The sequence below is a fragment of the Gilliamella sp. B3464 genome (assembly GCF_026536145.1).
In the GTDB taxonomy this organism is placed as follows: domain Bacteria; phylum Pseudomonadota; class Gammaproteobacteria; order Enterobacterales; family Orbaceae; genus Gilliamella.
The window spans coordinates 438,694-462,815 of record NZ_JAFNOQ010000001.1 but is presented as its reverse complement, the minus strand read 5'-3'; the positions used below and the strand labels follow the sequence as shown (position 1 = coordinate 462,815).

The window sequence follows — 24,122 nt, the reverse complement described above, 5'->3', positions numbered from 1 at the left end:
CAACAAGTAGCACTTACTTTTTCTAATACTAAAATAACACTGAGCAAAACTAAAAATTATTATTGAATTATCATGAGGCATTAAAAAATGCTGGAGTAAAGTTTAAACAAAATATCTGTATGCACCAATACTGAAAGTTTATAAAAGCTGCAACTGTATATAACTTATTTTATATTGGTTTTAGTTTAAGCTTTTGTAATCTTTGATTAGGTAGCAATGATTGGTTTTGGTGCATTACTTTGGTGCTTATTGCTTTATTTTGGTGCAATAATAATATCTGTGTTATTATCAGGTTAGCTTATTGACCACTTAAGCATGGTTAAAAAATGGCATCATATTTGCATAACTGTAAACAACTTGGCAAAAATGCCTTTTAAACTGAACAATTATTTGTCCTTAATGGAGAAGATACATGTCTACACAAAAAGTTTTAACACTAATTAAAGAAAACGATGTTAAGTTTGTTGATTTACGTTTTACCGACACAAAAGGTAAAGAACAACACGTAACAATTCCTGTTAGCCAAATTGATGCTGATTTCTTTGAAGATGGTAAGATGTTTGACGGTTCATCAATTGCAGGTTGGAAAGGTATTAATGAATCAGACATGGTATTAATGCCAGATGCATCAAGTGCGGTAATTGATCCATTTTTTGAAGATGTGACGTTAAATTTGCGTTGTGATGTTTTAGAGCCTGCGACATTGCAAGGTTATGATCGCGATCCCCGTTCAATCGCTAAACGTGCTGAAGAGTTTTTAAAATCATCAGGTATTGCTGATACGGTTATTTTTGGACCAGAGCCAGAATTTTTCTTATTTGATGATGTGCGTTTTGGTACGCCAATGTCAGGTAGCTTTGTACATATTGATGATATCGAAGCAGCTTGGAACTCAGGCACTAAATATGAAGAAGGCAATAAAGGCCATCGTCCAGCAGTTAAAGGTGGTTACTTCCCACTTCCTCCCGTTGATTCATCCCAAGATATTCGTTCTGAAATGTGTTTAATCATGGAGCAATTAGGTTTAGTTGTTGAAGCGCATCACCATGAAGTAGCAACAGCAGGTCAAAACGAAATTGCTTGTCGTTTTAATACATTAACTAAAAAAGCCGATGAAGTGCAAATTTATAAGTATGTAGTACAAAATGTTGCGCATGCTTATGGTAAAACAGCGACATTTATGCCTAAACCGATGTTTGGCGATAATGGTTCAGGTATGCACTGCCACCAATCATTAGCCAAAGATGGGGTAAACTTATTTGCAGGCGATAAATATGCGGGTCTATCTGAAATGGCGCTATATTATATCGGTGGTATTATTAAACATGCTAAAGCAATTAATGCCTTTACCAACCCTGCAACTAACTCGTATAAACGTTTAGTCCCAGGTTATGAAGCACCAGTGATGCTTGCTTACTCAGCACGTAACCGCTCTGCGTCAATTCGTATCCCTGTTGTGACTAGCCCTAAAGCACGTCGCATTGAAGTTCGCTTCCCAGATCCAGCCGGTAACCCATACTTATCATTTGCAGCGCAGTTAATGGCTGGTTTAGATGGCATTATCAATAAAATTCATCCGGGCGATGCGATGGATAAAAACTTGTACGATTTACCACCAGAAGAGTCTAAATTAATTCCACAAGTGGCTGGCTCACTTGAAGAAGCACTTAATGCTTTAGATGCAGATCGTGAGTTCTTAACTCGTGGTAACGTATTTACTAATGACACTATCGATGCTTATATTGATTTAAAACGTCAAGATGTTGATCGTGTTCGTATGACTCCACATCCTGTTGAATTTGAGTTGTACTATAGTTTATAAGTTATTTTCGATTTAACTTAAAGTACTCCACCGCTAATCAGCGGTGGTGTCTAGCGAGGGCGGGAATTGAAACGATGACATTTGATAATGAATCTGATGCTAATCTTGTTCTCGATTCAATAATCACAAGTATTTTATTGCTCGATAAAAATCTTCATATTCTTTATGCCAATACGGCAGCTCAGCAATTATTATCGCAAAGCACAAAAAAATTATTAGAGAGTTATTTGCCTGATTTATTGAGCTATTATTCGTTGGATTTTGAACTCATGTTAAGTGCGTTAGAACAAAATCAAGGTTTTACGGATAATGAAGTCAATTTAGTGATTAATAATGAATTGCATATTTTATCATTAACGGCACAATTATTAGCAAATGGACGCATTCTTATTGAAATGGCGCCATTAAATAACCATAAGCGCCTTAGCCAAGAGCAATTACAACAAGCTCAACAAAGTGCTGCTCGAGAATTAGTTAGAGGGCTTGCTCATGAAATTAAAAATCCATTGGGTGGTCTACGTGGCGCGGCTCAATTATTATCTCGGGAATTACCTAAAAATGAATTACAAGATTATACACAAATTATTATTGAGCAAGCCGATAGACTCAGAAACCTAGTTGATAGATTACTGGGCCCTCAGCAGCGGTTACAGCAAAAAGAACAAAATATTCACAAAGCAATAGAACGAATCTATGCTTTACTCTGTTTAGAAAAGCCAATTAATATTCAAATTTTACGTGATTATGATCCAAGCTTACCTGAGTTAATTCATGATTCTGAACAGATAGAACAAGTGATTTTAAATATTGTCCGTAATGCATTGCAGGCTATAGGAACAAAAACAGGAACAATAACGATAAGAACAAGAACGGCCTTTCAGGTGACTTTACATGGACAACGTTATCGACTTTGTGCCCGCATTGATATTGAAGATAATGGGCCTGGCGTACCGGTTCATATACAAGATACCTTGTTTTATCCAATGGTGAGTGGTTATGAAGGGGGAACAGGAATTGGACTTTCGATTGCACATAATATAGTCGATCAACATCATGGAAAAATTGAATTTAATAGTTGGCCTGGACATACTGAATTTTCTGTCTATTTGCCAATTAAACAATGAGGTAAATTAAAATGAATGTTTGGATTGTTGATGATGATAGTTCAATTCGATGGGTATTAGAAAAAGCACTTACCAATGCTCACTTTAACTGCGTTACTTTCGCGAATGGTCAAGAAGTGATTGATGCGTTAGATACGCATGTGCAAAAACCTGCTGTATTGATCTCGGATATCAAAATGCCAGGACTTGATGGGTTAACCTTGTTACATTATGTGAAAGAACAAATACCGAATTTACCTGTAATTATCATGACAGCCCATTCAGATCTTGATGCAGCGGTCAATGCTTATCAAAAAGGTGCTTATGACTATATTCCTAAACCATTTGATGTGGATGAAGTCATTCAATTAGTTGAACGCGCAATTTTACAAACGCAAACAAACAAGACAAGTCAAACCACAACAGCAAAAGCCTCAACCGGTATTATTGGTGAAGCCCCCGCGATGCAAGAGGTTTTTCGTATTATTGGGCGGTTATCTAAATCATCGATTAGTGTATTAATAAATGGTGAGTCAGGAACCGGTAAAGAGTTAGTTGCCAAGGCGTTACACATCCATAGTCCGCGTTCACAATCGCCTTTTATTGCTCTTAATATGGCCGCAATTCCTAAAGATTTGATTGAATCCGAACTTTTTGGGCATGAAAAGGGCGCTTTTACTGGCGCTGCTCAAATCAGACATGGTCGATTTGAACAAGCTAATGGTGGAACTCTATTTTTGGATGAAATTGGCGATATGCCGTTAGATGTGCAGACGCGATTATTACGCGTACTTGCTGATGGACAATTTTATCGAATTGGTGGTTATTCACCGGTTAAAGTCGATGTACGGATTATTGCCGCAACCCATCAAGATCTTCAAGCGAGAGTAAGAGAAGGTAAATTTAGAGAAGATCTTTTTCATCGTTTAAATGTTATTCGTATTTTATTACCACCGTTACGAGACAGAGAACAAGATATTCCAAAACTTGCTGAACACTTTTTGCATACAACTGCAAAAGAATTAGGTGTTGAAAGTAAAATTTTTAGTCCAGAAGCTTTAAAAATTTTATGTATGTCAAAATGGCCAGGGAATGTTAGGCAGCTTGAGAATACCTGTCGATGGGTCACAGTTATGTCCTCAAGTAAAGAAATACTGGTACAGGATTTGCCACCTGAACTACTACAAATGTCTATGCCTAAAAATTCAATAGAGTATGAACCCCACTCTCAACCATTTCATCAACCAGAACTTGAAATGAATTGGCAAAATTTACTTGAAAATTGGGCTAAACAAGCATTAATTGCAGGTAAAACGGGGATATTAACCGAAGCAGTAAACGATGTTGAACGTATTTTATTGAATTGCGCGTTAAACTTTACGCGTGGTCATAAACAAGATGCCGCACATTTATTAGGATGGGGACGTAACACGTTAACAAGGAAGTTGAAAGAATTATCAGATGATACACAAAATAAATTAGATGAGCTTTGATCATTAATTAAATAAGTTAGTTTGATTACTTTTGAATTAAAGTTTTTAAACTAACTCAATTAAAGTTTATTTGAACAACGACTTTTCAATTCTTAACAAAAAATTTGTATATTTATTTCTGATTTTCTCTCATTATTAATTAGAACCATAATTAACATTTTTCTATTTTTAGAGCAATGTGATTCATTTAATATGATTTTGGTTGTTATTCTTTTAAAAAAAAACAAAAAATAACTTTTCGCATAAAAAAACGAATTTATGCAGAAATATATTGACATTTAGGAAGGGAAACATATATAATGTTTAAAACGCAAAACGCAAAACGCAAAACCTGTAAAACCCTATTTATCGTTAGATAAATCGTTATATTTAAGTTTATTCTTTCACTCTAATCATTTTCGATCCTCAATTAACTTCTTATTCTCCTTTTTAAGAGGAAAAACAGCTCTTTTTAATCAGAAAATATTTAATTCAGTTTCTTTTTATTTAAAATTTATTGGTATCATTTTAGGATTAATCACTGCTAATTCAGTTAATTCGTTAACTGCCACCACTTCAGCTGCAATTCATGGCAATGCACCACATTTAACTTTTGATAATGGAGCCACTAGCAGAAATAAAACAGATCCGCTTTTGAATATTACGCTTTACGATGGCCGAAGTTATAGCATCAAAGATAGTTTATCGACAAAAAGCAACCCAATTCGACTTCCTGCTGGAGGCGAAAAATTAAAAAATATTAAAACTGAACTTCCTTTAAATAAACTGAAAATCAGCTTGTTAGATCTAATTTCAAGTAAGGGTTATTGGAAAGATAATGATGGTGATAAGTTGTATACTGTTTCTGGCAATTTAACGTTAACGGTTAAAAGCGCTGATGGTGAAATGGTAAATAACCCTGAGCAGCTTTTGAATGATGCTTGTAATTCTCCCTATCAACTCAGTTTAACCAGTGATAGCGGCATTTTATCAACTCGCTATGGCTTGCCAAATTCTTCTAATTTTATTGGTAATCAAGCAGTTTACTATCTTATCCCTAATAAAGTGACCACTCCTTATTTTTGCTTTGCTCGGCCTAATTTAAAGTATAATGATAGCGATCCTTTTCCAAATTTTACATCTATGTCGGGACCAACAAGTCAATGGGATGGTAGTAAAGGATTTAAACTTCAAACCTTATATCAACCTTCGACCAATTTTCCAACCACAGCATCAAAAGGACTGTATTTTTATTTAACCGTAGCAGGGGCATTATCAAGTGAATTAAGCTATAGTAAATCGCCACAAAACTCTGGGATTAGCTTAAATATTACTACCGATAATATTAAACAAATCAATGTTGCTAAAGTAGAATTTCAAGGACCAGATAATGGTTCAAGTGCTGCAGAAGCTGCAACTGCAAAAGATCCAACTACTTTTACCATTTATTCAGATAAGAATAAAAAAAATATGATATACCGCTTCACAATAAGTAAATGGTTTATAGCAAAACCTGGTTATATTGACTATCCTTCTGCTAAATCCTACTGTGAAAATTTAGGTTACAAAATAGCTAGTATTATTGACTTAACTAATGCAAATGGTTGGGAATGGCAAGGTAGTTTGCCTAATCAACCCAATAATTACCAGCGTAGAATTGGTCAAACTTTATTTGCTGAATGGGGATTTACTGATAAGAATTATTATACAAATAGTGATCTAGAGTATGGTGATTATTGGACTGGGCAAATATACGACAATCTGAATGAGCCTTATCTTGTCCATTCAGATACCGGTGATGTATATCATGGTTATCTTGGTGGTAATAAACAGCGAGTTGCTTGCGTTAACTGATAGCTTTAACACAAATTTAGTATGAAAATTATTTCCTCACAGCCAATTATAACGGTGTGAGGAGTCGCACTAATAACATTGTCATCTTCACTGGATAAAATGTATTTATTCGATTGTTATATTTCTAATCTACCTAAGACACCCATTCTTTTATTCTATTAAAGTTAATTGAATAGCTTTATTTTTTTCGTTACAATCTAATGCAAATGATAATTGTTATATTTATCATTTCTTTTTTTATCAAGAATGATGATTAGGAGCCAAAATGTATTCACGTATCAAATTTAAGTTTATAGTGTTGTTAACAGCGCTATTTGTGTTAGCGGGATGTGATGATAATAAAAAAAATGAGCAAAGTTCAGTTAATAAAATAACCATTGAGCATGCGCAAGGTAAAACTGATGTACCTGAAAACCCTAAAAAGGTGGTTGTTTTTAATATCGCAACACTCGATATTATGGATGCTTTGAATATTCCTGTCTCAGCGGTTCCTCAATCTGATGTGCATTTCCCTGATTTTTTATCGAAATATAGTGATAAAAGTTATACTAATGTGGGGACGTTATTTGAGCCAAATTATGAAGTTTTAAGTTCATTAGCGCCTGATGTTATTATCGCAGGTGGTCGTGCGAACGATGTTTATAATAAATTAAATGATATTGCGCCAACTATTTCTCTTGATATTGATCCAAATAACTTTTTGGCAAGTTTAACACAAAGAACTGAACAATTAGGCACGTTGTTTAATAAACAAGATCAAGCTAAAAAGCTTATAGCTGATTTTAATCAAAAAATTGAACAACTTAAACCAAAAACAAATACCGCTGGAAGTGCACTAGTCATTATGGTTAATGGTGGCAAAATGTCAGCATATGGACCAAAATCTCGCTTTGGTTTTATCTTTGATATATTAGGTTTTAAACCTGCCACAACATTCCAAGAAGCAGGGCGTCATGGTAACGCAGTTACCTCTGAGTTTATTTTAAGTGTTAATCCACAGTGGCTTTTTGTTTTAGATAGAGATAATGCTATTGGAAATAAAGAAGCGCAATCAGCTCAACAAGTTTTAAATAATGATTTAATTCAAAAAACGGATGCATGGCAAAATAATCATATTGTCTATTTAGATTCAACCTCAATGTATATTGCTGGTGGTATTCAAACTTATAGCCACTTAATGGATCAAATAAGCGAAGCTTTACAAAAAACATCAGCTAATTAATCAAAGATATGGTTAAGTCGTTTTATTTTATTACAGGCATTTTCATTTTGTTGATAATGTCTGTAATAAGTTTATTTATTGGGGCTGGGAATGTCACACTATCTGATCTTTGGATCGATAGTACGATGCGAGAGATTTTTTTTGTTAGCCGCGTTCCCAGAACCGTTGCTTTATTATTTGCAGGTAGTGCCATGAGTGTTGCCGGTTTAATAATGCAATTGTTAACCCAAAATCGATTTGTTGAACCTACTTTAGTTGGCACTACTCAATCAGCCAGTCTTGGTTTATTAATTATGATGGTTCTTGCACCAAGTGCAAGTGTGATGACAAAAATGGTTGTTGCCAGCTTATTTGCTATGGCGGGTACAATGATTTTTATGGCGATTTCCCGAAAAATCATTTTCAAATCAGCATTGATGGTGCCGCTTATTGGTATTATGTTGGGGGCAGTCATTAGCGCGATTACAACATTTTTCGCTATGTATTTTGATTTATTACAATCGCTTGGTGGTTGGGAATCAGGCGACTTTTCAGGTATTTTACAAGGCCGTTATGAATTATTATGGTTAGTCGGCGGTTTGACATTGCTTGCTTGCTGGAGTGCCGATCAATTTACCGTTGCAGGTTTGGGGCGCGACTTTTCAGTTAATGTAGGTCTTAATTATCGTCGAGTCATGTTGACGGGACTTATTGTTATTGCATTAATTGGTGGGATTGTTGTTGTGGTCGTTGGTGTTTTACCTTTTTTAGGATTGATTGTACCAAACATTGTAAGTTTATTATTTGGTGATAATGTTCGTAAAACGATACCTTGGATCTGTTTATTTGGCAGTGGATTAGTATTAATTTGTGACATTATTGGTCGGCTAATTCGTTATCCCTTTGAAATTCCCGTGAGTGTTATTCTTGGCGTAGTTGGCGCTATTATTTTCTTAATATTATTGAGTCGAAGACGCCATGTCAGTTAATCAAAAACGTTATACAATAAGTCAAAAAAGAGTATTTTTGTTATTTATTCTGTCTTTAATTTGTATAAGTTGTTTTATGACTTTAAACCTTAAAGGCAATATTAGTTATATATTGATGCACCGAACTTGGATTGTGCTAACCATGATTCTGGTTGCTTTTGCTGCATCGACTTCTACCTTACTTTTTCAAACCGTGACCAATAATCGAATTTTGACCCCATCAATTATGGGATTTGAATCTTTGTTTGTGTTAATCCAAACGATTGTGATCTTTTTTATTGATACACAAGGTATTCCCTATATTGGGATTATTGGTAAATTTGTATTTGAATCATTATTATTAATTTTATTTTCTCTCTTTTTATACCGTGGTTTATTCACTAAACTCAAACAAAATCTACATTTAGTTTTACTAATCGGTATTATTTTAGGTACGTTGTTCCGTAGCTTTTCTAACTTACTGCAACGTTTAATGACGCCAACAGAATTTGCTGTGTTACAAAGTCGAATTTTTGCAACATTTACCCGTGCTGAACCTGTCTTGATTATCTTTTCATTAATAATAGCCGCTGTGATTGGTGTATTTTTGTGGAAAATGCGATTTCGATTCGATGTACTTGCTTTAGGTCGGGATAATGCGATTAGTTTAGGTATCGATTATCAAAAGAGCGTTACAATAATTTTATTACTCGTTTCAGTTTTAGTCGCAATATCGACGGCATTGGTTGGACCGTTTACTTTTTTGGGTCTATTGATCGCTAATCTTGCTTATAGTATTAGCGGATCAAGCCAACATCGTTATTTACTGCCTACCGCTTTTTTATTGGGTATCATTTTTCTGGTCGGTGGGCAAATGTTTCTAGAGCGTGTGTTAAATATGGTTGGCGCTTTATCTATAGTGATTGAATTTATTGGTGGTTCTTTGTTTATTTTCTTATTATTGAAAAAGGTTCCAATGTGATTGAAATTGAAAATGTTTGTAAAAATTATCAAACTATACCCGTATTAAAAAATGTCAATGCGACTATTTCGCAAGGTGGGATTACGGCAATTATTGGACCGAATGGTGCAGGTAAATCAACGCTTTTATCGATTATCAGTCGACTTTTAGTGGCTGATGAAGGTGTTGTTAAAATTCAAAATATGGATGTTGTTAATACACCAAGTGATAAACTTGCGACCTATTTATCTGTTTTAAGACAAGAAAATCGGTTTACCAGTCGGTTAACTGTTTTTGAACTTGTTGGCTTTGGGCGTTATCCTTATACCAAAGGGCGCTTAAATGCTGATGATTATAAGCATATCAATCAAGCTCTGGATTTTTTGAATCTTACCGAATATAAAGATCGTTTTATTGATGAGTTATCCGGTGGTCAGCGCCAGCGTGCTTATGTGGCTATGATTCTTTGTCAAGATACCGAATATGTCTTACTCGATGAACCGCTCAATAATTTAGACATGAAACATGCGGTTGCTATGATGAAACAATTACGTCGAGCAGCAGATGAACTCGGTAAAACCATCGTTATTGTCATTCATGATATTAATTTTGCATCCGTTTATTCAGACTATATTTTGGCGATGAAAAATGGTGAGCTTGTTTATCAAGGTAGTCCAGAGCAAATTATGAATTCACAACTTTTAGAGGATATATTTGATACCCCTATAAAAATTGAGAATGTCCAAAATCAAAATATTGCGATTTATTATTAACTTATTTTTTATGCTTGATATCGAACATAAACGAATTCAAACTTTAACCAGTTGAACAATGATTGTTCCTGCATTAACACTGTTAATCATCAGATAAAACAATTAAGGTTTACAATTTCTTTTTATTCATGTTTAATTGCCAACAATATGTTTGCTGAGACTATATTATGAAATTAGACGAAATTGCTTTGTTAGCGGGTGTTTCTCGAACTACAGCTAGCTATGTAATTAATGGAAAAGCAAAAAAATATCGTGTTAGTGATAGAACGATTGAAAAAGTCTTAGCGGTCGTTAAAGAGCATAACTATCAACCAAATCAAGTCGCAGCAGGACTAAGAGCTGGTAAAACACGCACAATAGGTATTATTATTCCTGATTTGGAAAATAGTAGTTATACAACCATTGCCAATTACTTAGAGCAATTAGCGCGCAAAAATGGATATCAATTATTACTTTCATGTTCTGAAGATAAACCAAGTATTGAGCAAGAGTGCGTAAGGCATCTTCAGCAGCGGCGAGTTGATGCTTTAGTCATATCTTCATCGTTTGTGTCTCCTCAAGATTATAGGTTTTATGATGGTTGGCAAAATAACCAAATTCCATTATTTGCCTTAGATAGAACATTATCCAATAATCAATTTAGAAACATCGTTGGATCTGATAAACAAGATGCCAAAACGTTAGGCTCCACGTTTAGTCAATTTGTTGATGGAACTGTCGTTTATATTGGTGCTTTGCCTAATTTATCGGTTAGTCAATTACGTCTTGAAGGATTTGAATCAATTGCAGCAAATCAGTTTAATAAAGTTGATTTTTTATATGCAAATAATTATAGTCGCTGTGACGCCGAAATTGTATTTAGTCATTGGTTAGAAACGCATGATATACCCGATGGTATTTTCACTACCTCCTTTTCATTATTACAAGGCGCGATTGATTCAATTTTAAAAAAATTTGGCTATCTACCCAATCAACTGACGATTGCTACTTTTGGTGATCATGAACTGCTTGATTTTTTACCGTGTAAGGTGATATCGCTTGCTCAAGATCATCAAGAAGTTTCACAAGTTGTTATCGCATTATTAATGGAAAGCTTGCGTGAACAAAGTTATAAGCCTGGTACAACCATTATTCCAAGGCGGTTGCTATATAGAGGAAGCTTGGGTAGAGCCTGTCTGAGCGATTATAAAAAATAACTTTTTTAAGTTTTAATCAAAAAATTGGATCTAGATCACATATTAATTATTAATAGAGATAATTTATTTGATAAATATTTTAATTGTATTCATCATTGCTGAAACGATTCAATATAATTCAATTAAGGATTTAGAATTGTTGAGTTATTTTAGCAAGCCCAACATTTTAACCCAGAGGTATTTATTCTATGTTTCATTTAGTTAAAGAAAATATTCATTTAAATGAACAAGCGACTAACAAGCAAGAAGCAATAAAAAAAATTGCCGCAGCATTAACGAGTGCAGGTTTTGTTGAAGATGGATATGTTAAAGGTATGCTAGAGCGAGAAGAGCAAGCTGCAACCTATCTGGGTATTGGTATCGCGATTCCTCATGGCACCACAAAAACTCGACATTTAGTGAAAAAAACAGGTGTACAGGTATTTTGTTTTCCAAATGGCGTTGAGTGGGGTGATGATGGTGAAAAAGCTTACTTGGCTATTGGTATTGCGGCAAGCTCTGATGAGCATTTAGAATTACTTCGCCAATTGACACATGTTCTTGGTGAAGATGGCGTTGAAGATAAAATTAAAAAAATTCAAACAGCGGATGAAGCAATTGCTATTTTAACTGACAAAGTAGAGCAACAAGATAACAAATTTACCATTCATCAAGATTCAGTGTTATTAGATATTCAAGCAGATAGCCTAGCAACCCTACAAGCATTGAATGCTTCGCGTTTAAAACAGCACAATGCAGTGAATGCTAATTTTATTGCCGATGTGCTTGATAACAAACCTAATTATTTAGGCAATGGGATTTGGTTAAGTGATAGTAAAAATGGTAATTTAAAAAATGCGATTGCCATTAGCCGTACAGTTAGTCATTTGAGTGAAGATAGTAAACCTGTAAAATTACTTATAACAATGTCGGTTGTTGATGATTCAGTTGCAGAAGTTGTGCATCACATCGCATCGTTGATTTTTAGACAAAAATTAGACCAACTTTTAACAGCAAATGTCGACCAATTAAGTCAGTTACTTATTTCTGGTTCTGAGATCAATAATTCTGAGCATGTTGAATCGATTCCTACTCTTGCTCAATCTAATGCAACCGAATCAAATGATAATGAATTAAGTCGTGAATTTGTTATTCATAATGAAAATGGCTTGCATACCCGCCCATCATCTGTATTAGTTAAATTGGTCAAAGAATTTAATAGTAAAATAACAGTTGCCAATTTAGATGGTAAAGGCGAACCTGTAAGTGCAACGAGCTTAATGAAGATTGTAGCTCTAGGTGCTAAAAAAGGCAGCCGTCTTAAATTTACTGCTGTTGGACAAGATGCTGAGCAAGCGCTCAATGCCATAGGTCAAGCCATTGCTAGCGGATTAGGTGAGGGAACTGAATAATGACTTATCGTGTTGCAACAATTACATTAAATCCGGCTTATGATCTATTGGGTTTTTGTCCTAAAGTTGAACTTGGTGATGTTAATTTAGTGCAGACAAATGCACTACTGGCTGCAGGTAAAGGGATTAATGTTGCCAAAGTACTATCAGATCTGGATGTTAAGTTAACGGTAGGCGGTTTTTTAGGTAAAGAAAATCGTGATGGCTTTAACTTACTGTTTAAATCACTAAATGTCGTCGATAAATTTCAAACCATTGATGGGCGCACCCGTATTAATGTTAAATTAACTGAAGAAAATAGCGAAGTTACCGACCTAAATTTTTCTGGTTTTACGATTAACGATCAAGATTGGCAGACTTTCGTTACCGATTCATTAGAATGGTTAAAAGATATAGATATGGTTGCCATTAGTGGTAGTTTACCTGCTGGCGTATCTCTGGAAAAGTTTACAGAATGGATGAAGCAAGTTAAAGCAATTTGCCCTAAAGTGGTATTTGATAGTAGCCGTGATGCTTTAGTAGCAGGTCTTAAAGCCAACCCTTGGTTAATTAAACCAAATGATAAGGAACTTGAAATGTGGGTTGGTCGAAAGTTATCTACGCTTACCGACATCAAAACAGCTGCTTTACAAATTATCGATAGTGGTATTGAAAATGTGGTCATCTCACTTGGCAGCAAAGGTGCATTATGGGTAACAAAAAATGAAGCGTGGATTGCTAAACCCCCAAAATGCCAAGTTGTTAGTACAGTTGGTGCGGGTGACTCAATGGTCGCTGGATTAATGTATGGTCTTATGACTAATCAATCAATTAAAGATACGTTAGTGTTTGCATCAAGTGTTGCAGCGCTATCTGTTGAACAAGCAGGCGTAGGCATTTCTGATCGTCAAGCTGTAACAAATATGCTCGGCAAAATTGAAATTAACGCTGGATAGGAGTATTCATGAATATATATATTGTTGAAGGTAGTAATACAGGTCCAGTAAATGGACGATTAGCTAAAGCTGAACTTATTTTAGCTGCTAATGCTTTAAATTTAAATGTAGTTGAAAACGCAGCAAATGCCGATGTGATTGTTGCAGTGGGTACAGGATCAATTGCTGATACGTCAGTGATGGGTAAAAAAGTTTATGTTGTTGAAGATATCGATGATGTTTTTGCCAATTCGAAACAAATATTAAACGATGCGCCAAATAAAGCAAAAGTTTATGAGCAAACAGCGACAACAGCTTCAGCTTCTGCTACAGGGATTAAACGCATTGTTGCTGTTACTGCTTGCCCAACAGGTGTGGCTCACACATTTATGGCAGCCGAAGCCATTGAAGAAGAAGCAAAAAAACGCGGCTGGTGGTGTAAAGTTGAAACACGTGGATCAGTTGGCGTGGGGAATGAATTAACACCTGAAGAAGTTGCTTCTGCTGATGTCGTTATTGCTGCATGTGATATTGATGTTGATTTAAGCAAATTTGCCGGTAAAAAATTATACCGTACTAAAACTGGTCCTGCTCTTAAAAAGACCGCTCAGGAATTAGATAAAGCATTCGAAGAAGCAACAATTTATCAACCTACAACCAATACCTCATCAGCTAAATCAAGTAATGAGAAGAAGAGCGTTTATAAACATCTATTAACCGGTGTTTCGTATATGTTACCTATGGTGGTTGCAGGTGGGTTAATTATTGCGCTTTCTTTTGCATTCGGATCATTTGAAATTGTTGATGGCGTACAAAAATTAATTGGTGAGCCACATTTGGCACAGATTGGTGGACTGGCGTTTTCACTGATGGTGCCATTACTTTCTGGATATATTGCCTATTCGATAGCCGATAGACCTGGCTTGGCCCCTGGTCTTGTCGGTGGTTTGCTTGCGGTATCAACCGGGGCAGGTTTTTTAGGGGGCATTATCATTGGTTATTTTGCTGGTTATTTAGCCTTGTTAATTACTCGATATTTACCACTACCAAAAACGCTTGAAGCATTAAAACCTATTCTAATTGTGCCTTTACTTGCAACATTGGTAACAGGTTTAGTCATGCAGTTTATTGTCGGTACGCCTATAGCATGGTTAATGAATGCTTTAACTGAGTGGTTAAAATCAATGGGTACCGCAAATGCCGTTATTTTAGGTGCTATCTTGGGTGGCATGATGTGTACAGACATGGGCGGACCAATTAATAAAGTCGCTTATGCGTTTGGTACAGGTTTGATTTCTGCTCAAGTCTATGCACCAATGGCAGCAGTAATGGCGGGTGGAATGGTTCCTCCATTAGCGATGGGATTAGCAACTTTAATTGCTCGTAAAAAATTTGCTAAAGCTGAACAAGAAAGTGGTAAAGCGTCTTTAGTTTTAGGTTTATGCTTCATCTCTGAAGGGGCCATTCCATTTGCAGCGCGTGATCCGTTACGTGTTATCCCTTGTTGTATTATTGGTGGTGCAATTACAGGTGGTATGGCATTAGCCTTTGGTTCAGAATTGATGACGCCGCATGGTGGGTTATTTGCATTAGCAATCCCTGGCGTTGTTAAACCTGTTGGTGGTTATTTATTGTCAATCTTAGTCGGCTCTGTCATTGCTGGTGTCGTTTATGCGGTTATTAAAAAACCGGAAGTTGTTGCTGAAGAAGTTACACAGTAATTATTTTTATACTTACAAAAAACGCCATTTTATAATGGCGTTTTTACTTTTTGATAAATAATAATTACTTTTTCACCCAACGCTGTAGGTCTTTAGCAATAAAATCATCCATTTTTTGTAATATATTTGTTGCATCATCCGATACGATTAATGTGTTATAAAAACTTTCTCGAATAAACCCCTCTTGTACTGCATGCTTTAAAAAGTTCAGCAGAGGTTGCCAAAATTGGCTATTGAATAGCGCGACAGGTTTTTCATGGTAGCCTATTTGCATCGCCGTCCAAACTTCAAAAATTTCTTCTAATGTGCCTGTTCCACCTGGCATCGCAATAAAACCATCAGCTAGTTCAGCAAGCCTTGCTTTGCGTTGATGCATATTTTGAACAACTTCTAACTGAGTAATGCCATGATGCGCAGTTTCGGCTTTAACTAAACGTTCAGGAATAACACCAATAACTTCACCGCCATTAGCTAATACGGCATTAGCAATAATCCCCATTAACCCTTTATTGCCACCACCATAAATTAATCGCCTATTTTGTTTGGCAATGGTTTGACCAAGTTGTTCAGCTGCAACACGATATTCGGCACGATTGCCTTCACTGGCACCACAAAACACACAAATATTCTTTTTCATAAACGTTTATTTTACCTATCTTGTCATTTTTAACTTATTTTAGCATAGACATAGACAAATTTGCTTACAAGCTGAGCAATTGATTTTATTTAGTGTTTTAACGATTGACATAAACGTAATAGATGGTTAATATTTTGTCCGTCAAGTGTTCCTCCATAGTTCAGTCGGTAGAACGGCGGACTGTTAATCCGTATGTCACAGGTTCAAGTCCTGTTGGAGGAGCCAACTTTTCCACTTCAACTCATATCTATACATCTCTATTTAGTTATAAATCAATATATTATATTTTTTAGTATATCTATTATCCCTATACATCTATAAATTTATTATTTTTTGGGGTACGAATGAGTGTTCAGCAAAAATTTTCAATTTTTCTTATAAAAAAGAATTTTATGCCAAAAATAATTAAAAGATTAACGAATAATCGATCAAAAATAGTTGAGTAACTGATAAAGACTTGTCTCTAAAAGACAAAGGTTAATTGTTAAAACAGTACTTTATTCAATAGTTAGCAAAGTGACTTATTCCAATATCGGCTTGAATTTTATGACTTCAGGCTTTCTTAGCATAAAGAAATGACAATAAACATGAAAGTATGTTTCCGAAAGCCATAGATATAAAAATGCCATTTATTCCCATTTTTTCGACAAAGACTAAATATAGTCCTATAGAGAAATAATGATTATCTTAATATACAGGATAATTACCACAGGTAGGTGGGCTGTCGCTTGAAAGAATGATCCAATTAGCACTTGTTTTCTGGCAAGATCAATCACGTTCACTATTGAAGTAAATGGTGGAAACAACCAAGGAAACAATAGTACATATAGTACTACAATGACGCTACAAAGTACCATTATTGCTTTTAAGCTTAGATTAAAAGCTTCTTTAATGCGATTAAGTTGATTACAGCTATAATTATTGGGAATAAAGAGCGTCATTGCACCAGCAATAGCAATCATCAGAATAACTATAATTTAGTCAATTCGATTAATCAATGTCCATGCATTGATTGCATTTTTATCAAAGTTATTTGTGATCATTTTATTATATGCAACGATAATGAAATAAGTTGAGACTGTCATTAAAAACTGAAGATAATATTTATTTGAATTTTATTGTGGTTTAAGCATAGCTGCTATTTTTTATTTTATGCTAAAAATCAAATTGATACATAATTTTTTGAGTATATCTACGCTATTTATAGACTTAATGATTTGCTTAGTTTATAATCCAAATCCCCAAAATATTAGAATAATCAAAGGAAAACATAATGAAAAAAACATTAATTGCATTAACTGCTATAGCCTGTTTCTCAAGTGTAGCTTACGCCGAAAATAGTGGTGTTTATTTAGGTGGTCAATTAGGGGTTAGTATTCTAAAAGCAAAAAGCCTTCAAGATAAGTGGAAATACGATGATGGAGATGAAGTTGATACTGAAACATTTAAGACAGGTTCAATTTCTAAAGGAAAATTTGCTGGTGCATTGAACTTAGGTTATAACTTTAAATATGATTATGCAATTCCTGTCAGAGCTGAATTGTCTTTTACGTTACGTGGTAATTTAGATAAAGAAAAGAATAAGAGTATTATTGATGAAGATGGTGATGTTCTTCATTCTAAAGAAAGAACTAAAGCGCGTATGAATACGCTTATGGTGAATGGTTATTATGATATTGAGACTGGTACAGCATTTACACCTTTTGTTGGTGCAGGACTAGGGGTTGCGTTTGCTAAGTTAGATCATAAATATTCAGAAAAATATGATTTCGATAATGAAGAAGATTATATCCAATTTTCAAAATCAAAAACTAAGTTTGCTTGGAATGTTGCTGCTGGTGTAGCATATAATGTTGCTGATAATTTAGATATTGATTTCACTGCACGTTATGTCGATGCTGGTAAACTTTCTATAAAAAGAAACGTTGACGACGAATTAAGCGTAAAAGCAAGTGGTAAATTGAGTTCTGTCGATTTACTAGCAGGTATACGTTATAGCTTCTAATTAATTAGCAATAAGTTAAAAAAGGGCGTTAGCCCTTTTTTAGTGTTCAATTATTTTCTTTGCAATCAAGATGGTATAAGGTTACCCACGTCATATTATTTACATCTATTAATCCTATTCGCATTGACTAGAATATTGTGAATAAAATTCAAATTTCTATTCTTTATTGATTCCCTGATAATGTTAAGTATGGCTATGATGAGCATGAACTTTATTCATGCTATAAAGATTGATGTCAAATTAACAACTTAATTTTTAAAAATGTCAAAGATTTTTTTTATAAAAAAACAAAAAAGTCTTAGTGGTATATTCTAGTAAGGCAATTTTTTGAGGCGTATAATTTGAGACTCGTTAATCAACGTTCTAGTGAAAAATCAAGATGAAACTTAACATAATCATGGCGGCTTTAATGGTAACGAGTTTATCATGTGCTGCTGCCGAACATTCTTCACATTGGGGGTATGAAGGTGAAGATAAACCTGAAAATTGGGGAAAACTATCACCAGAATTTTCAACTTGTGAAAATGGCAAAAACCAATCACCTATCAACATTGAACACGTGTTCAAAACTCATCATGATAAACTTAAACTGGTATTCAAACCAGGTAAGCAAGAAATTATCAATAATGGTCACACTATTCAAGTTAATGTTGGTGAAGGTAATACTTTACAAATCGATAACGAAGTTTTCACCTTACAACAATTCCACTTTCATGCGCCAAGTGAAAATGAAATTAAGGGCAAACAGTTCCCAATGGAAGCACATTTTGTCTATAAAAATAAGAATGGTGAGTTAGCTGTGGTTGCACTGATGTTTAATAAAGGAAAAACGAATCCAGAATTAGCAAAAGCCTGGCAACAAATACCAACCGAAGTTGAAGCGACGGCAACGCTTACTCAGCCTGTTGATATAAAAGCTCTATTACCAAATAGGTTAGATTTTTATCGCTTTAGTGGTTCATTGACAACTCCTCCATGTACAGAAGGGGTAAGATGGATTGTGTTAGAACAAGAAAGCAGTGCATCGGCTGAGCAAATCGAAAAGTTCCACTCAATTATGCATCATGATAACAATCGACCAGTCCAACCATTAAATGGAAGGGTAATTGTTGATTAATGTCCAAATGGCTCTATCAAATGTATTTAGATAGAGCCTATTTTAACAAATTTTTTTCGATTCTATTATAAATAAACTTGTTAATTTTTTTCATAATCGAAATTAAAAAACCAGAAATTACTTATAAATGCTTTGCAACCTCTCGGGCAACATCTAAAGCAATCTGATCCCAAGCATATTCTACCACAGAAGTCATATTTGCATCTTTTACACCACTATCATTTTGCTTGGTTGAAAACTCTTTAGTCCACGTTTTACCTGATAATTCAAATGTGAGATTTAAATATACACTAGCATTATCAATATTCGTCATGCCATAAGTGAATTTAGTTTTGGCATTATTAACAATTAGTCCAAGAACAATATAATTTATTTACTAATTTTAATGAATCACGGAAATTAATTGAGACTTCGACCCAGACGGGGGTTAAATATTTTATAATAAATTGATTAATTGAATAAAAATAGTTTAATTTTTTGTAGACCAATTTAAGTGCTGATTAGGTTAATATTCGTAATATCTTTATTTTTATACACAATGAAAAAAAACACGAAATCGTTTATTCTATAAAAAATGATGAGATTGATTAGGAAATAATGATGCAAATTTTTACAAATAAAAGTCAAAAATTGACTATCTTAAAAGAAAAACCATTCAAACTAGAAAAAGAGATCCAGTCATTATTTGAACATAATTTAGATATTATTGGTAATTTAACCTTTGTAAAATCTGAATTCAAAATTAAAGATTACCGCATTGATACCCTAGCTTATGATACCGAAGCAAATGCGTTTGTCATTATTGAATATAAACGTGAACGTAATTTTAGTGTTATTGATCAGGGCGTGACCTACTTAAATCTTATGCTGGATTATCAGGCTGATTTTATTGTCGAGTATAATGAATCTTGCCAAGCGAATTTAAAACGTCATCAAATTGATTGGTCGCAAAGTAAAATTATTTTTGTTTCCCCTGCGTTTACTGACTATCAAAAACAATCGACTAACTTCAAAGATTTAGCCATAGAACTATGGGAAATTAAACGGTTTGATAATGACTTAATTTCGATTAACCCTATCAAACGTTCTAAGTCGGCACCAAGTATTAAACAAGTACAACATACGAAAGATTCGGCATTAGATAAAGTAACCAAAGAGTTAGTTGTATATGATGAAGACTACCATTTAGAGGATAAATCAGATGACGTTCTAGAGCTTTATGAAAGCTTTAAGAATGCTATTTTATCATTATCGACAGATCTAGAAATCTCACCTAAAAAACTTTATATTGCTTTTAAACAGGGTAAAAATAATATTGTCTCTATACACTTACAAAATAAATCCCTAAAAATTTGGATTAATGCTAAAAAAGGCAATCTTGACGATCCTAAAAAATTAACAAAAGACGTTTCTAATGTTGGTCATTGGGCGACGGGGGATTATGAATTAACTGTGTCTGATACTAAAAATTTAGAATATATTATGAGTTTGGTGAAGCAGGTGTTGTAAGAAGCTACGCTCTTTATGAGGAATAATAAATAGTATGTGGAACAAAATGAGTGATTATTTAAATAGAAATGGGTTTTTGAACATGTCACTAAACCTATTTTGGTGTTTTGTAATACTTTATCTAATAGCAAATCAATATTATGTTATTGCTGGAATCATCTTTTATATTCCCACTATTATTTATATTGTTACTCATTATCAACAATTATTATCTCGCCTAAAAAAATGGTGGAAACTTCTACTTAGTTTTGGTTTTTTATTCTTTTTTGCTCGCATTTATGCCGAAAAGTCATTAAGCTATATTTATGATATCAACCCTGAGTATTTAAATTACTCGGTTAGTATATATGCCACGTTAGTAGCATTGTGCATTGGTGTCATCTTAATTTTTCTATTTTATTTTATTCGTTATCAAATAAAATCTTCATGGTGGGGATTTCTTAATTTTTTGACTACAAAGCATAGAGAAAAGACACAATCAATTGAGTTTTGCTTGGCACCATTTGTGATGATAGGAATGTTTAGTATAATTTTTCCATTATCTTATGTTGCCGATGAATTGAGGGATTATTATATTATCGCTGATGCTTATCCTATTTCTGACTGTGGTGAGAAACATAAAGATATTGTTTATATCAGAAAAAACAATGCTGAATGTTATTCAATTAAGTTAACGATTCCACCTGTATTTAATACCATAGAAATAAAGAAATAAACTTAACTATAAATAATAAATAATATTCTTTATTGATATTTATGGGTTGTAAGTGGAATCTTCATTATCAATTACATAATTTTTATTAATTTTTTAAATTTTAATCCTGTTTTCTAAATCTATTTTATGCCATGTTCCAGGTGAGGGATAGACAGGTTTTCACGTAATTAGTTATGGACATAATTTATTTGCTAATCAATAAACTTAGAATGTTTTATCCTTGTATCTAACTATCTCTTGTATCGACTTTCAATTTTCTGAAATGTATTTTCAAACGCAGCTTCCCGTTCTCTTTGATAAGTTTCTACTTGATCTGATTTTATATGTAAAAATTCTCTTTATCAGCATATTCGATCAATTTATCTTTAAAATTGTCTATAATTGATAAAATAATATCTCTATTTTTTTATTTCTTCTAGTTCCGAAAAGGAATCTTCATCTTCCTTTTCTAAATACTTACCGCCATGCAATTGAATTTCTATTTTTTAAAAAGTGAACATTAATATAGTTTTCATTCAATTTTAACGGTGGTTTATATTTTAGACTGATGATAGTGTGAATATTCTTTAATTTTTTAGGTGTGAGATTTCCAGCTGTATCAATAATGGAAGAACCATGGTCATTATCAACATCAATATCAACGTTAAAGTTAACGTTTTCTAATTTATTGATAATACTTATTTCATTTTGGATAGTCAGGTACTCAGTATTTTCATTACACTACGCAACAATTTTTTTAATGAAACAGCTTTGAAGTTTTGAGTTAATTCATTAATTCTTTTTTTTGATTCAGTAATATATGTGATATAAATTTTACTGCTTTGGTGTTAACTCTTTACTAGTTAGTCCTTCTACTTTCGGTGATTTCCAATCTGTAAGCATGCCGTAAACCGTGCATTTTATTGAACCTGACTTTTTAGTATTGTCCGTAATAGATATTAGATTGTTTCTATTCACATTTTTTAATTCGCAATACTCGAATTTTCTTTCTATAACGAGAGGGCCAAATTCGTTTAGCCTCTATACCTAATGCATTGGCAATAATCAGTTCGCCTTTTGTCCATGGGCGAACAAGTGCGTTAGAGAGCGTTGAAGGTGCATAGCCAGATTGTCTAGATAACGCAGATAGCGTTGTTCCTTTCTTTTTCAATGCTGCAATAATATCGGCAGGATGCCAGTCTTTTTTGCTATTCATAACACCTCCTAAAATCATCAATTACATGAATTATTAATGTAAAACTTTAATTATGATTAAATTAAAATCAAAATTAAAGTTATACATGATTTATTAAAGCATTCCATTACGAAATTCAAATCGAAGAAGAGGATAATTATTAATCAAAACTATATAAGATGAGTAGCAATAATCATGATTGGTAAGCGATTAAAAATAGCTAGAATTAATGCAGATCTGACACAAACTGAACTTGGAGTGAAAGCAGGATTAGACGAAGAATCAGCAAGTTCCCGCATTAGTTCTTATGAAAATGAAGTTCATTCACCTGATTTTACTCTTGTAAAACGTCTCGCAAAAGTTCTTGATGTACCTAGCGCTTATTTTTATGCTGAAGACGATGAATTAGCCGATTTTATTATTCAATATAACAAGCTAAAAAAGCAAAAGCCTAATGCATTTGTGAGTTTAACGGCTTCATAATTGTGATGACATCAATTTATTTAGAACAATATCAGCTTGTTATTCATACACTGAAAGAAGCAAGAATTAAGCAAAACATAACCCAAGAAAAACTAGCACAAGCATTAAATCGGCCACAATCTTTTATTGCCAAGGTTGAAAGTGGAGAACGCCGTTTAGATGTGGTGGAGTTTGTGCATATTGCTCGATTACTTTCACTCAATCCTGAGGCTGTAATTAAAAAGATTAAATAAAATGGCAATTATATACGGGTACATATGCTCATCAGCCTGTGATGATGAAGCTTTAGATAACTTTAATCGCTCTGTTTTACAACATCTTCCTCTTTATGGAGCCTATATTTGTCGGGATATGTTTGCTACGTTGCCGTATAACAATAAAGCACTTAGTAAATATTCACATATTATTCATTTTGCTGCTGAGTATAATGAGATGTACGTTATGCCAGATGATTGGCTAGAAGAGTTTGAAAACTTATTATCTCAGTTATGCTGGAGTCATGTTAATGTGATTGAAACTTATTCAGGTAACCGTTTTGTATGGCAAGCTAATAAATTTGATTTAGAACAAATAGTCGCCACAACTGAATGGCATAGAATTGTCTATGATTCTTATCATGAATTAAAGGAAATTGAGTTGTAATCAACTACCATCTATAATCGGTAGTTTTGCCAAATAAGACAAAATGCTGATATGTTAATTAAAATAGAAAGTTTTTATGGTGATTCATTGCTTTTTGGTAAAGTGTCTTCTATTGGGCAATTAAAATATCGAGTGATGACAGTAGTAGCCGATTGCGATATACAAGATTTTATATCTGTTTTTTGTGCTCGTTATAGCTATGATATTTATCCATATGATGAAAGTATTCAGGTAGATTATGTGGTCGATCTAGATACTTATTTAGTATATAAGCCTGTTTATTAACATATAACGCACTTTGTATCTTATTTTCTATTTATAACGCTTAAAGTCATAAAAGCGTGTACTCATTCTGTATTCTGTTTTGAAATATCATAATTAATCAAATAAGAACCCTCATGGTCAAAAAATTTAGTCCTGAATTTAAACAATAATCGGCTGATTATGCATTATCAATTGTACAT

General features: G+C 33.8%; 24 protein-coding genes and 1 tRNA gene. 21 read left to right on the top strand and 4 right to left on the bottom strand.

Going from position 1 to position 24,122, the window contains the following annotated elements; translation table 11 throughout:
* Nucleotides 1-412 precede the first annotated feature (412 nt).
* The 12 genes from glnA to fruA all read left to right on the top strand — a co-directional run bounded on the left by glnA (nucleotide 413) and on the right by fruA (nucleotide 15,376).
* Nucleotides 413-1,822, top strand: coding sequence for a glutamate--ammonia ligase (gene glnA, locus J3U57_RS02095; RefSeq protein ID WP_065633690.1), 1,410 nt, complete (start codon nucleotides 413-415; stop codon nucleotides 1,820-1,822).
* Between the two features lie 74 nt (nucleotides 1,823-1,896).
* Nucleotides 1,897-2,946 carry a nitrogen regulation protein NR(II) gene (gene glnL, locus J3U57_RS02090; RefSeq protein WP_267333796.1) on the top strand — a complete coding sequence of 350 codons (1,050 nt, stop codon included), beginning with the start codon at nucleotides 1,897-1,899 and terminating at the stop codon, nucleotides 2,944-2,946.
* 11 nt (nucleotides 2,947-2,957) lie between these two features.
* On the top strand, nucleotides 2,958-4,418 hold the full coding sequence (gene glnG / locus J3U57_RS02085; RefSeq protein ID WP_267343684.1) for a nitrogen regulation protein NR(I): 1,461 nt from the start codon (nucleotides 2,958-2,960) through the stop codon (nucleotides 4,416-4,418).
* A 633-nt stretch (nucleotides 4,419-5,051) separates the two neighbouring features.
* Nucleotides 5,052-6,251, top strand: coding sequence for a hypothetical protein (locus J3U57_RS02080; RefSeq protein ID WP_267343683.1), 1,200 nt, complete (start codon nucleotides 5,052-5,054; stop codon nucleotides 6,249-6,251).
* A 265-nt stretch (nucleotides 6,252-6,516) separates the two neighbouring features.
* Entirely contained in the window at nucleotides 6,517-7,473 is a 957-nt protein-coding gene (locus J3U57_RS02075) for a siderophore ABC transporter substrate-binding protein (RefSeq protein ID WP_267333793.1), read from the top strand.
* Nucleotides 7,474-7,481: 8 nt separating this feature from the next.
* Nucleotides 7,482-8,441, top strand: a complete 960-nt coding sequence (locus tag J3U57_RS02070) for an ABC transporter permease (protein WP_416379636.1) — start codon at nucleotides 7,482-7,484, stop codon at nucleotides 8,439-8,441.
* The gene (locus J3U57_RS02065) at nucleotides 8,431-9,402 is read left to right on the top strand and encodes an iron chelate uptake ABC transporter family permease subunit (protein WP_416379590.1); all 972 of its coding nucleotides are present in this window, start codon (nucleotides 8,431-8,433) and stop codon (nucleotides 9,400-9,402) included. The genes J3U57_RS02070 and J3U57_RS02065 overlap by 11 nt, the downstream gene beginning before the upstream one ends.
* Complete coding sequence (locus J3U57_RS02060) at nucleotides 9,399-10,154, top strand: ABC transporter ATP-binding protein (protein WP_267333790.1); 756 nt, start codon at nucleotides 9,399-9,401, stop codon at nucleotides 10,152-10,154. Before J3U57_RS02065 ends, J3U57_RS02060 begins: the two co-directional genes overlap by 4 nt.
* 167 nt (nucleotides 10,155-10,321) lie before the next feature.
* Nucleotides 10,322-11,350, top strand: coding sequence for a catabolite repressor/activator (cra, locus tag J3U57_RS02055; RefSeq protein ID WP_267333789.1), 1,029 nt, complete (start codon nucleotides 10,322-10,324; stop codon nucleotides 11,348-11,350).
* Between the two features lie 188 nt (nucleotides 11,351-11,538).
* Nucleotides 11,539-12,741 (top strand): fused PTS fructose transporter subunit IIA/HPr protein, encoded by a 1,203-nt coding sequence (fruB, locus tag J3U57_RS02050; RefSeq protein WP_267343681.1) that lies wholly within the window; start codon nucleotides 11,539-11,541, stop codon nucleotides 12,739-12,741.
* Nucleotides 12,741-13,676 (top strand): 1-phosphofructokinase, encoded by a 936-nt coding sequence (gene fruK / locus J3U57_RS02045; RefSeq protein WP_267333787.1) that lies wholly within the window; start codon nucleotides 12,741-12,743, stop codon nucleotides 13,674-13,676. Before fruB ends, fruK begins: the two co-directional genes overlap by 1 nt.
* Before the next feature lie 8 nt (nucleotides 13,677-13,684).
* Complete coding sequence (gene fruA, locus J3U57_RS02040; RefSeq protein ID WP_267343680.1) at nucleotides 13,685-15,376, top strand: PTS fructose transporter subunit IIBC; 1,692 nt, start codon at nucleotides 13,685-13,687, stop codon at nucleotides 15,374-15,376.
* A gap of 64 nt (nucleotides 15,377-15,440) precedes the next feature.
* On the opposite strand, the gene J3U57_RS02035 is transcribed toward fruA, so the two are convergent.
* The gene (locus J3U57_RS02035) at nucleotides 15,441-16,013 is read right to left on the bottom strand and encodes a TIGR00730 family Rossman fold protein (RefSeq protein WP_267333785.1); all 573 of its coding nucleotides are present in this window, start codon (nucleotides 16,011-16,013) and stop codon (nucleotides 15,441-15,443) included.
* Nucleotides 16,014-16,162: 149 nt separating this feature from the next.
* Here J3U57_RS02035 and J3U57_RS02030 point away from each other — a divergent pair.
* Nucleotides 16,163-16,238, top strand: a tRNA-Asn gene (locus tag J3U57_RS02030).
* 440 nt (nucleotides 16,239-16,678) lie between these two features.
* Here the strand turns inward: J3U57_RS02030 and J3U57_RS02025 are convergent.
* On the bottom strand, nucleotides 16,679-16,975 hold the full coding sequence (locus J3U57_RS02025) for a hypothetical protein (protein ID WP_267343679.1): 297 nt from the start codon (nucleotides 16,973-16,975) through the stop codon (nucleotides 16,679-16,681).
* A 311-nt stretch (nucleotides 16,976-17,286) separates the two neighbouring features.
* Between J3U57_RS02025 and J3U57_RS02020 the strand changes: the two genes are divergently transcribed.
* Both J3U57_RS02020 and J3U57_RS02015 read left to right on the top strand, forming a co-directional pair.
* Nucleotides 17,287-18,018, top strand: coding sequence for an outer membrane protein (locus J3U57_RS02020; protein WP_267343678.1), 732 nt, complete (start codon nucleotides 17,287-17,289; stop codon nucleotides 18,016-18,018).
* A gap of 379 nt (nucleotides 18,019-18,397) precedes the next feature.
* Nucleotides 18,398-19,135: a carbonic anhydrase gene (locus J3U57_RS02015; protein WP_267333784.1), complete on the top strand. Its 738-nt coding sequence runs from the start codon at nucleotides 18,398-18,400 to the stop codon at nucleotides 19,133-19,135.
* A gap of 121 nt (nucleotides 19,136-19,256) precedes the next feature.
* Here J3U57_RS02015 and J3U57_RS02010 read toward each other — a convergent pair whose 3' ends face one another.
* The gene (locus J3U57_RS02010; protein WP_267343677.1) at nucleotides 19,257-19,448 is read right to left on the bottom strand and encodes a hypothetical protein; all 192 of its coding nucleotides are present in this window, start codon (nucleotides 19,446-19,448) and stop codon (nucleotides 19,257-19,259) included.
* A 287-nt stretch (nucleotides 19,449-19,735) separates the two neighbouring features.
* On the opposite strand from J3U57_RS02010, the gene J3U57_RS02005 reads away from it, so the two are divergent.
* Nucleotides 19,736-20,644, top strand: a complete 909-nt coding sequence (locus J3U57_RS02005) for a DUF5655 domain-containing protein (RefSeq protein WP_267343676.1) — start codon at nucleotides 19,736-19,738, stop codon at nucleotides 20,642-20,644.
* 46 nt (nucleotides 20,645-20,690) lie between these two features.
* Nucleotides 20,691-21,359: a hypothetical protein gene (locus tag J3U57_RS02000; protein ID WP_267348400.1), complete on the top strand. Its 669-nt coding sequence runs from the start codon at nucleotides 20,691-20,693 to the stop codon at nucleotides 21,357-21,359.
* A gap of 949 nt (nucleotides 21,360-22,308) precedes the next feature.
* Here the strand turns inward: J3U57_RS02000 and J3U57_RS01995 are convergent.
* Nucleotides 22,309-22,554 (bottom strand): helix-turn-helix domain-containing protein, encoded by a 246-nt coding sequence (locus tag J3U57_RS01995; RefSeq protein WP_267333779.1) that lies wholly within the window; start codon nucleotides 22,552-22,554, stop codon nucleotides 22,309-22,311.
* A 174-nt stretch (nucleotides 22,555-22,728) separates the two neighbouring features.
* Between J3U57_RS01995 and J3U57_RS01990 the strand changes: the two genes are divergently transcribed.
* From J3U57_RS01990 to J3U57_RS01975, 4 genes are read left to right on the top strand one after another with little or no spacing between them, the layout of a single operon-like run.
* Nucleotides 22,729-23,016: a helix-turn-helix domain-containing protein gene (locus J3U57_RS01990; RefSeq protein WP_065563680.1), complete on the top strand. Its 288-nt coding sequence runs from the start codon at nucleotides 22,729-22,731 to the stop codon at nucleotides 23,014-23,016.
* 5 nt (nucleotides 23,017-23,021) lie between these two features.
* Nucleotides 23,022-23,249: a helix-turn-helix domain-containing protein gene (locus J3U57_RS01985; protein WP_267333778.1), complete on the top strand. Its 228-nt coding sequence runs from the start codon at nucleotides 23,022-23,024 to the stop codon at nucleotides 23,247-23,249.
* A 1-nt stretch (nucleotide 23,250) separates the two neighbouring features.
* Entirely contained in the window at nucleotides 23,251-23,658 is a 408-nt protein-coding gene (locus tag J3U57_RS01980; protein ID WP_267343674.1) for a hypothetical protein, read from the top strand.
* Between the two features lie 51 nt (nucleotides 23,659-23,709).
* Nucleotides 23,710-23,943 carry a hypothetical protein gene (locus J3U57_RS01975; RefSeq protein ID WP_267343673.1) on the top strand — a complete coding sequence of 78 codons (234 nt, stop codon included), beginning with the start codon at nucleotides 23,710-23,712 and terminating at the stop codon, nucleotides 23,941-23,943.
* The last annotated feature ends 179 nt before the right edge of the window (nucleotides 23,944-24,122 follow it).

What these genes read in the sequence shown, in the direction of transcription:
- glnG (WP_267343684.1), top strand. Translation starts at nt 2,958, where the DNA reads ATGAATGTTTGGATTGTTGATGATGATAGTTCAATTCGATGGGTATTA.
- J3U57_RS02010 (WP_267343677.1), bottom strand. Translation starts at nt 19,448, where the DNA reads ATGACGAATATTGATAATGCTAGTGTATATTTAAATCTCACATTTGAA.
- J3U57_RS02015 (WP_267333784.1), top strand. Translation starts at nt 18,398, where the DNA reads ATGAAACTTAACATAATCATGGCGGCTTTAATGGTAACGAGTTTATCA.
- J3U57_RS02070 (WP_416379636.1), top strand. Translation starts at nt 7,482, where the DNA reads ATGGTTAAGTCGTTTTATTTTATTACAGGCATTTTCATTTTGTTGATA.
- glnL (WP_267333796.1), top strand. Translation starts at nt 1,897, where the DNA reads ATGACATTTGATAATGAATCTGATGCTAATCTTGTTCTCGATTCAATA.
- J3U57_RS02075 (WP_267333793.1), top strand. Translation starts at nt 6,517, where the DNA reads ATGTATTCACGTATCAAATTTAAGTTTATAGTGTTGTTAACAGCGCTA.
- glnA (WP_065633690.1), top strand. Translation starts at nt 413, where the DNA reads ATGTCTACACAAAAAGTTTTAACACTAATTAAAGAAAACGATGTTAAG.
- cra (WP_267333789.1), top strand. Translation starts at nt 10,322, where the DNA reads ATGAAATTAGACGAAATTGCTTTGTTAGCGGGTGTTTCTCGAACTACA.
- fruK (WP_267333787.1), top strand. Translation starts at nt 12,741, where the DNA reads ATGACTTATCGTGTTGCAACAATTACATTAAATCCGGCTTATGATCTA.
- J3U57_RS01980 (WP_267343674.1), top strand. Translation starts at nt 23,251, where the DNA reads ATGGCAATTATATACGGGTACATATGCTCATCAGCCTGTGATGATGAA.
- J3U57_RS02020 (WP_267343678.1), top strand. Translation starts at nt 17,287, where the DNA reads ATGAAAAAAACATTAATTGCATTAACTGCTATAGCCTGTTTCTCAAGT.
- J3U57_RS02025 (WP_267343679.1), bottom strand. Translation starts at nt 16,975, where the DNA reads ATGATTGCTATTGCTGGTGCAATGACGCTCTTTATTCCCAATAATTAT.
- fruA (WP_267343680.1), top strand. Translation starts at nt 13,685, where the DNA reads ATGAATATATATATTGTTGAAGGTAGTAATACAGGTCCAGTAAATGGA.
- J3U57_RS02000 (WP_267348400.1), top strand. Translation starts at nt 20,691, where the DNA reads ATGAGTGATTATTTAAATAGAAATGGGTTTTTGAACATGTCACTAAAC.
- J3U57_RS01975 (WP_267343673.1), top strand. Translation starts at nt 23,710, where the DNA reads ATGTTAATTAAAATAGAAAGTTTTTATGGTGATTCATTGCTTTTTGGT.
- J3U57_RS01995 (WP_267333779.1), bottom strand. Translation starts at nt 22,554, where the DNA reads ATGAATAGCAAAAAAGACTGGCATCCTGCCGATATTATTGCAGCATTG.
- J3U57_RS01990 (WP_065563680.1), top strand. Translation starts at nt 22,729, where the DNA reads ATGATTGGTAAGCGATTAAAAATAGCTAGAATTAATGCAGATCTGACA.
- fruB (WP_267343681.1), top strand. Translation starts at nt 11,539, where the DNA reads ATGTTTCATTTAGTTAAAGAAAATATTCATTTAAATGAACAAGCGACT.
- J3U57_RS02035 (WP_267333785.1), bottom strand. Translation starts at nt 16,013, where the DNA reads ATGAAAAAGAATATTTGTGTGTTTTGTGGTGCCAGTGAAGGCAATCGT.
- J3U57_RS01985 (WP_267333778.1), top strand. Translation starts at nt 23,022, where the DNA reads ATGACATCAATTTATTTAGAACAATATCAGCTTGTTATTCATACACTG.
- J3U57_RS02005 (WP_267343676.1), top strand. Translation starts at nt 19,736, where the DNA reads ATGCAAATTTTTACAAATAAAAGTCAAAAATTGACTATCTTAAAAGAA.
- J3U57_RS02065 (WP_416379590.1), top strand. Translation starts at nt 8,431, where the DNA reads ATGTCAGTTAATCAAAAACGTTATACAATAAGTCAAAAAAGAGTATTT.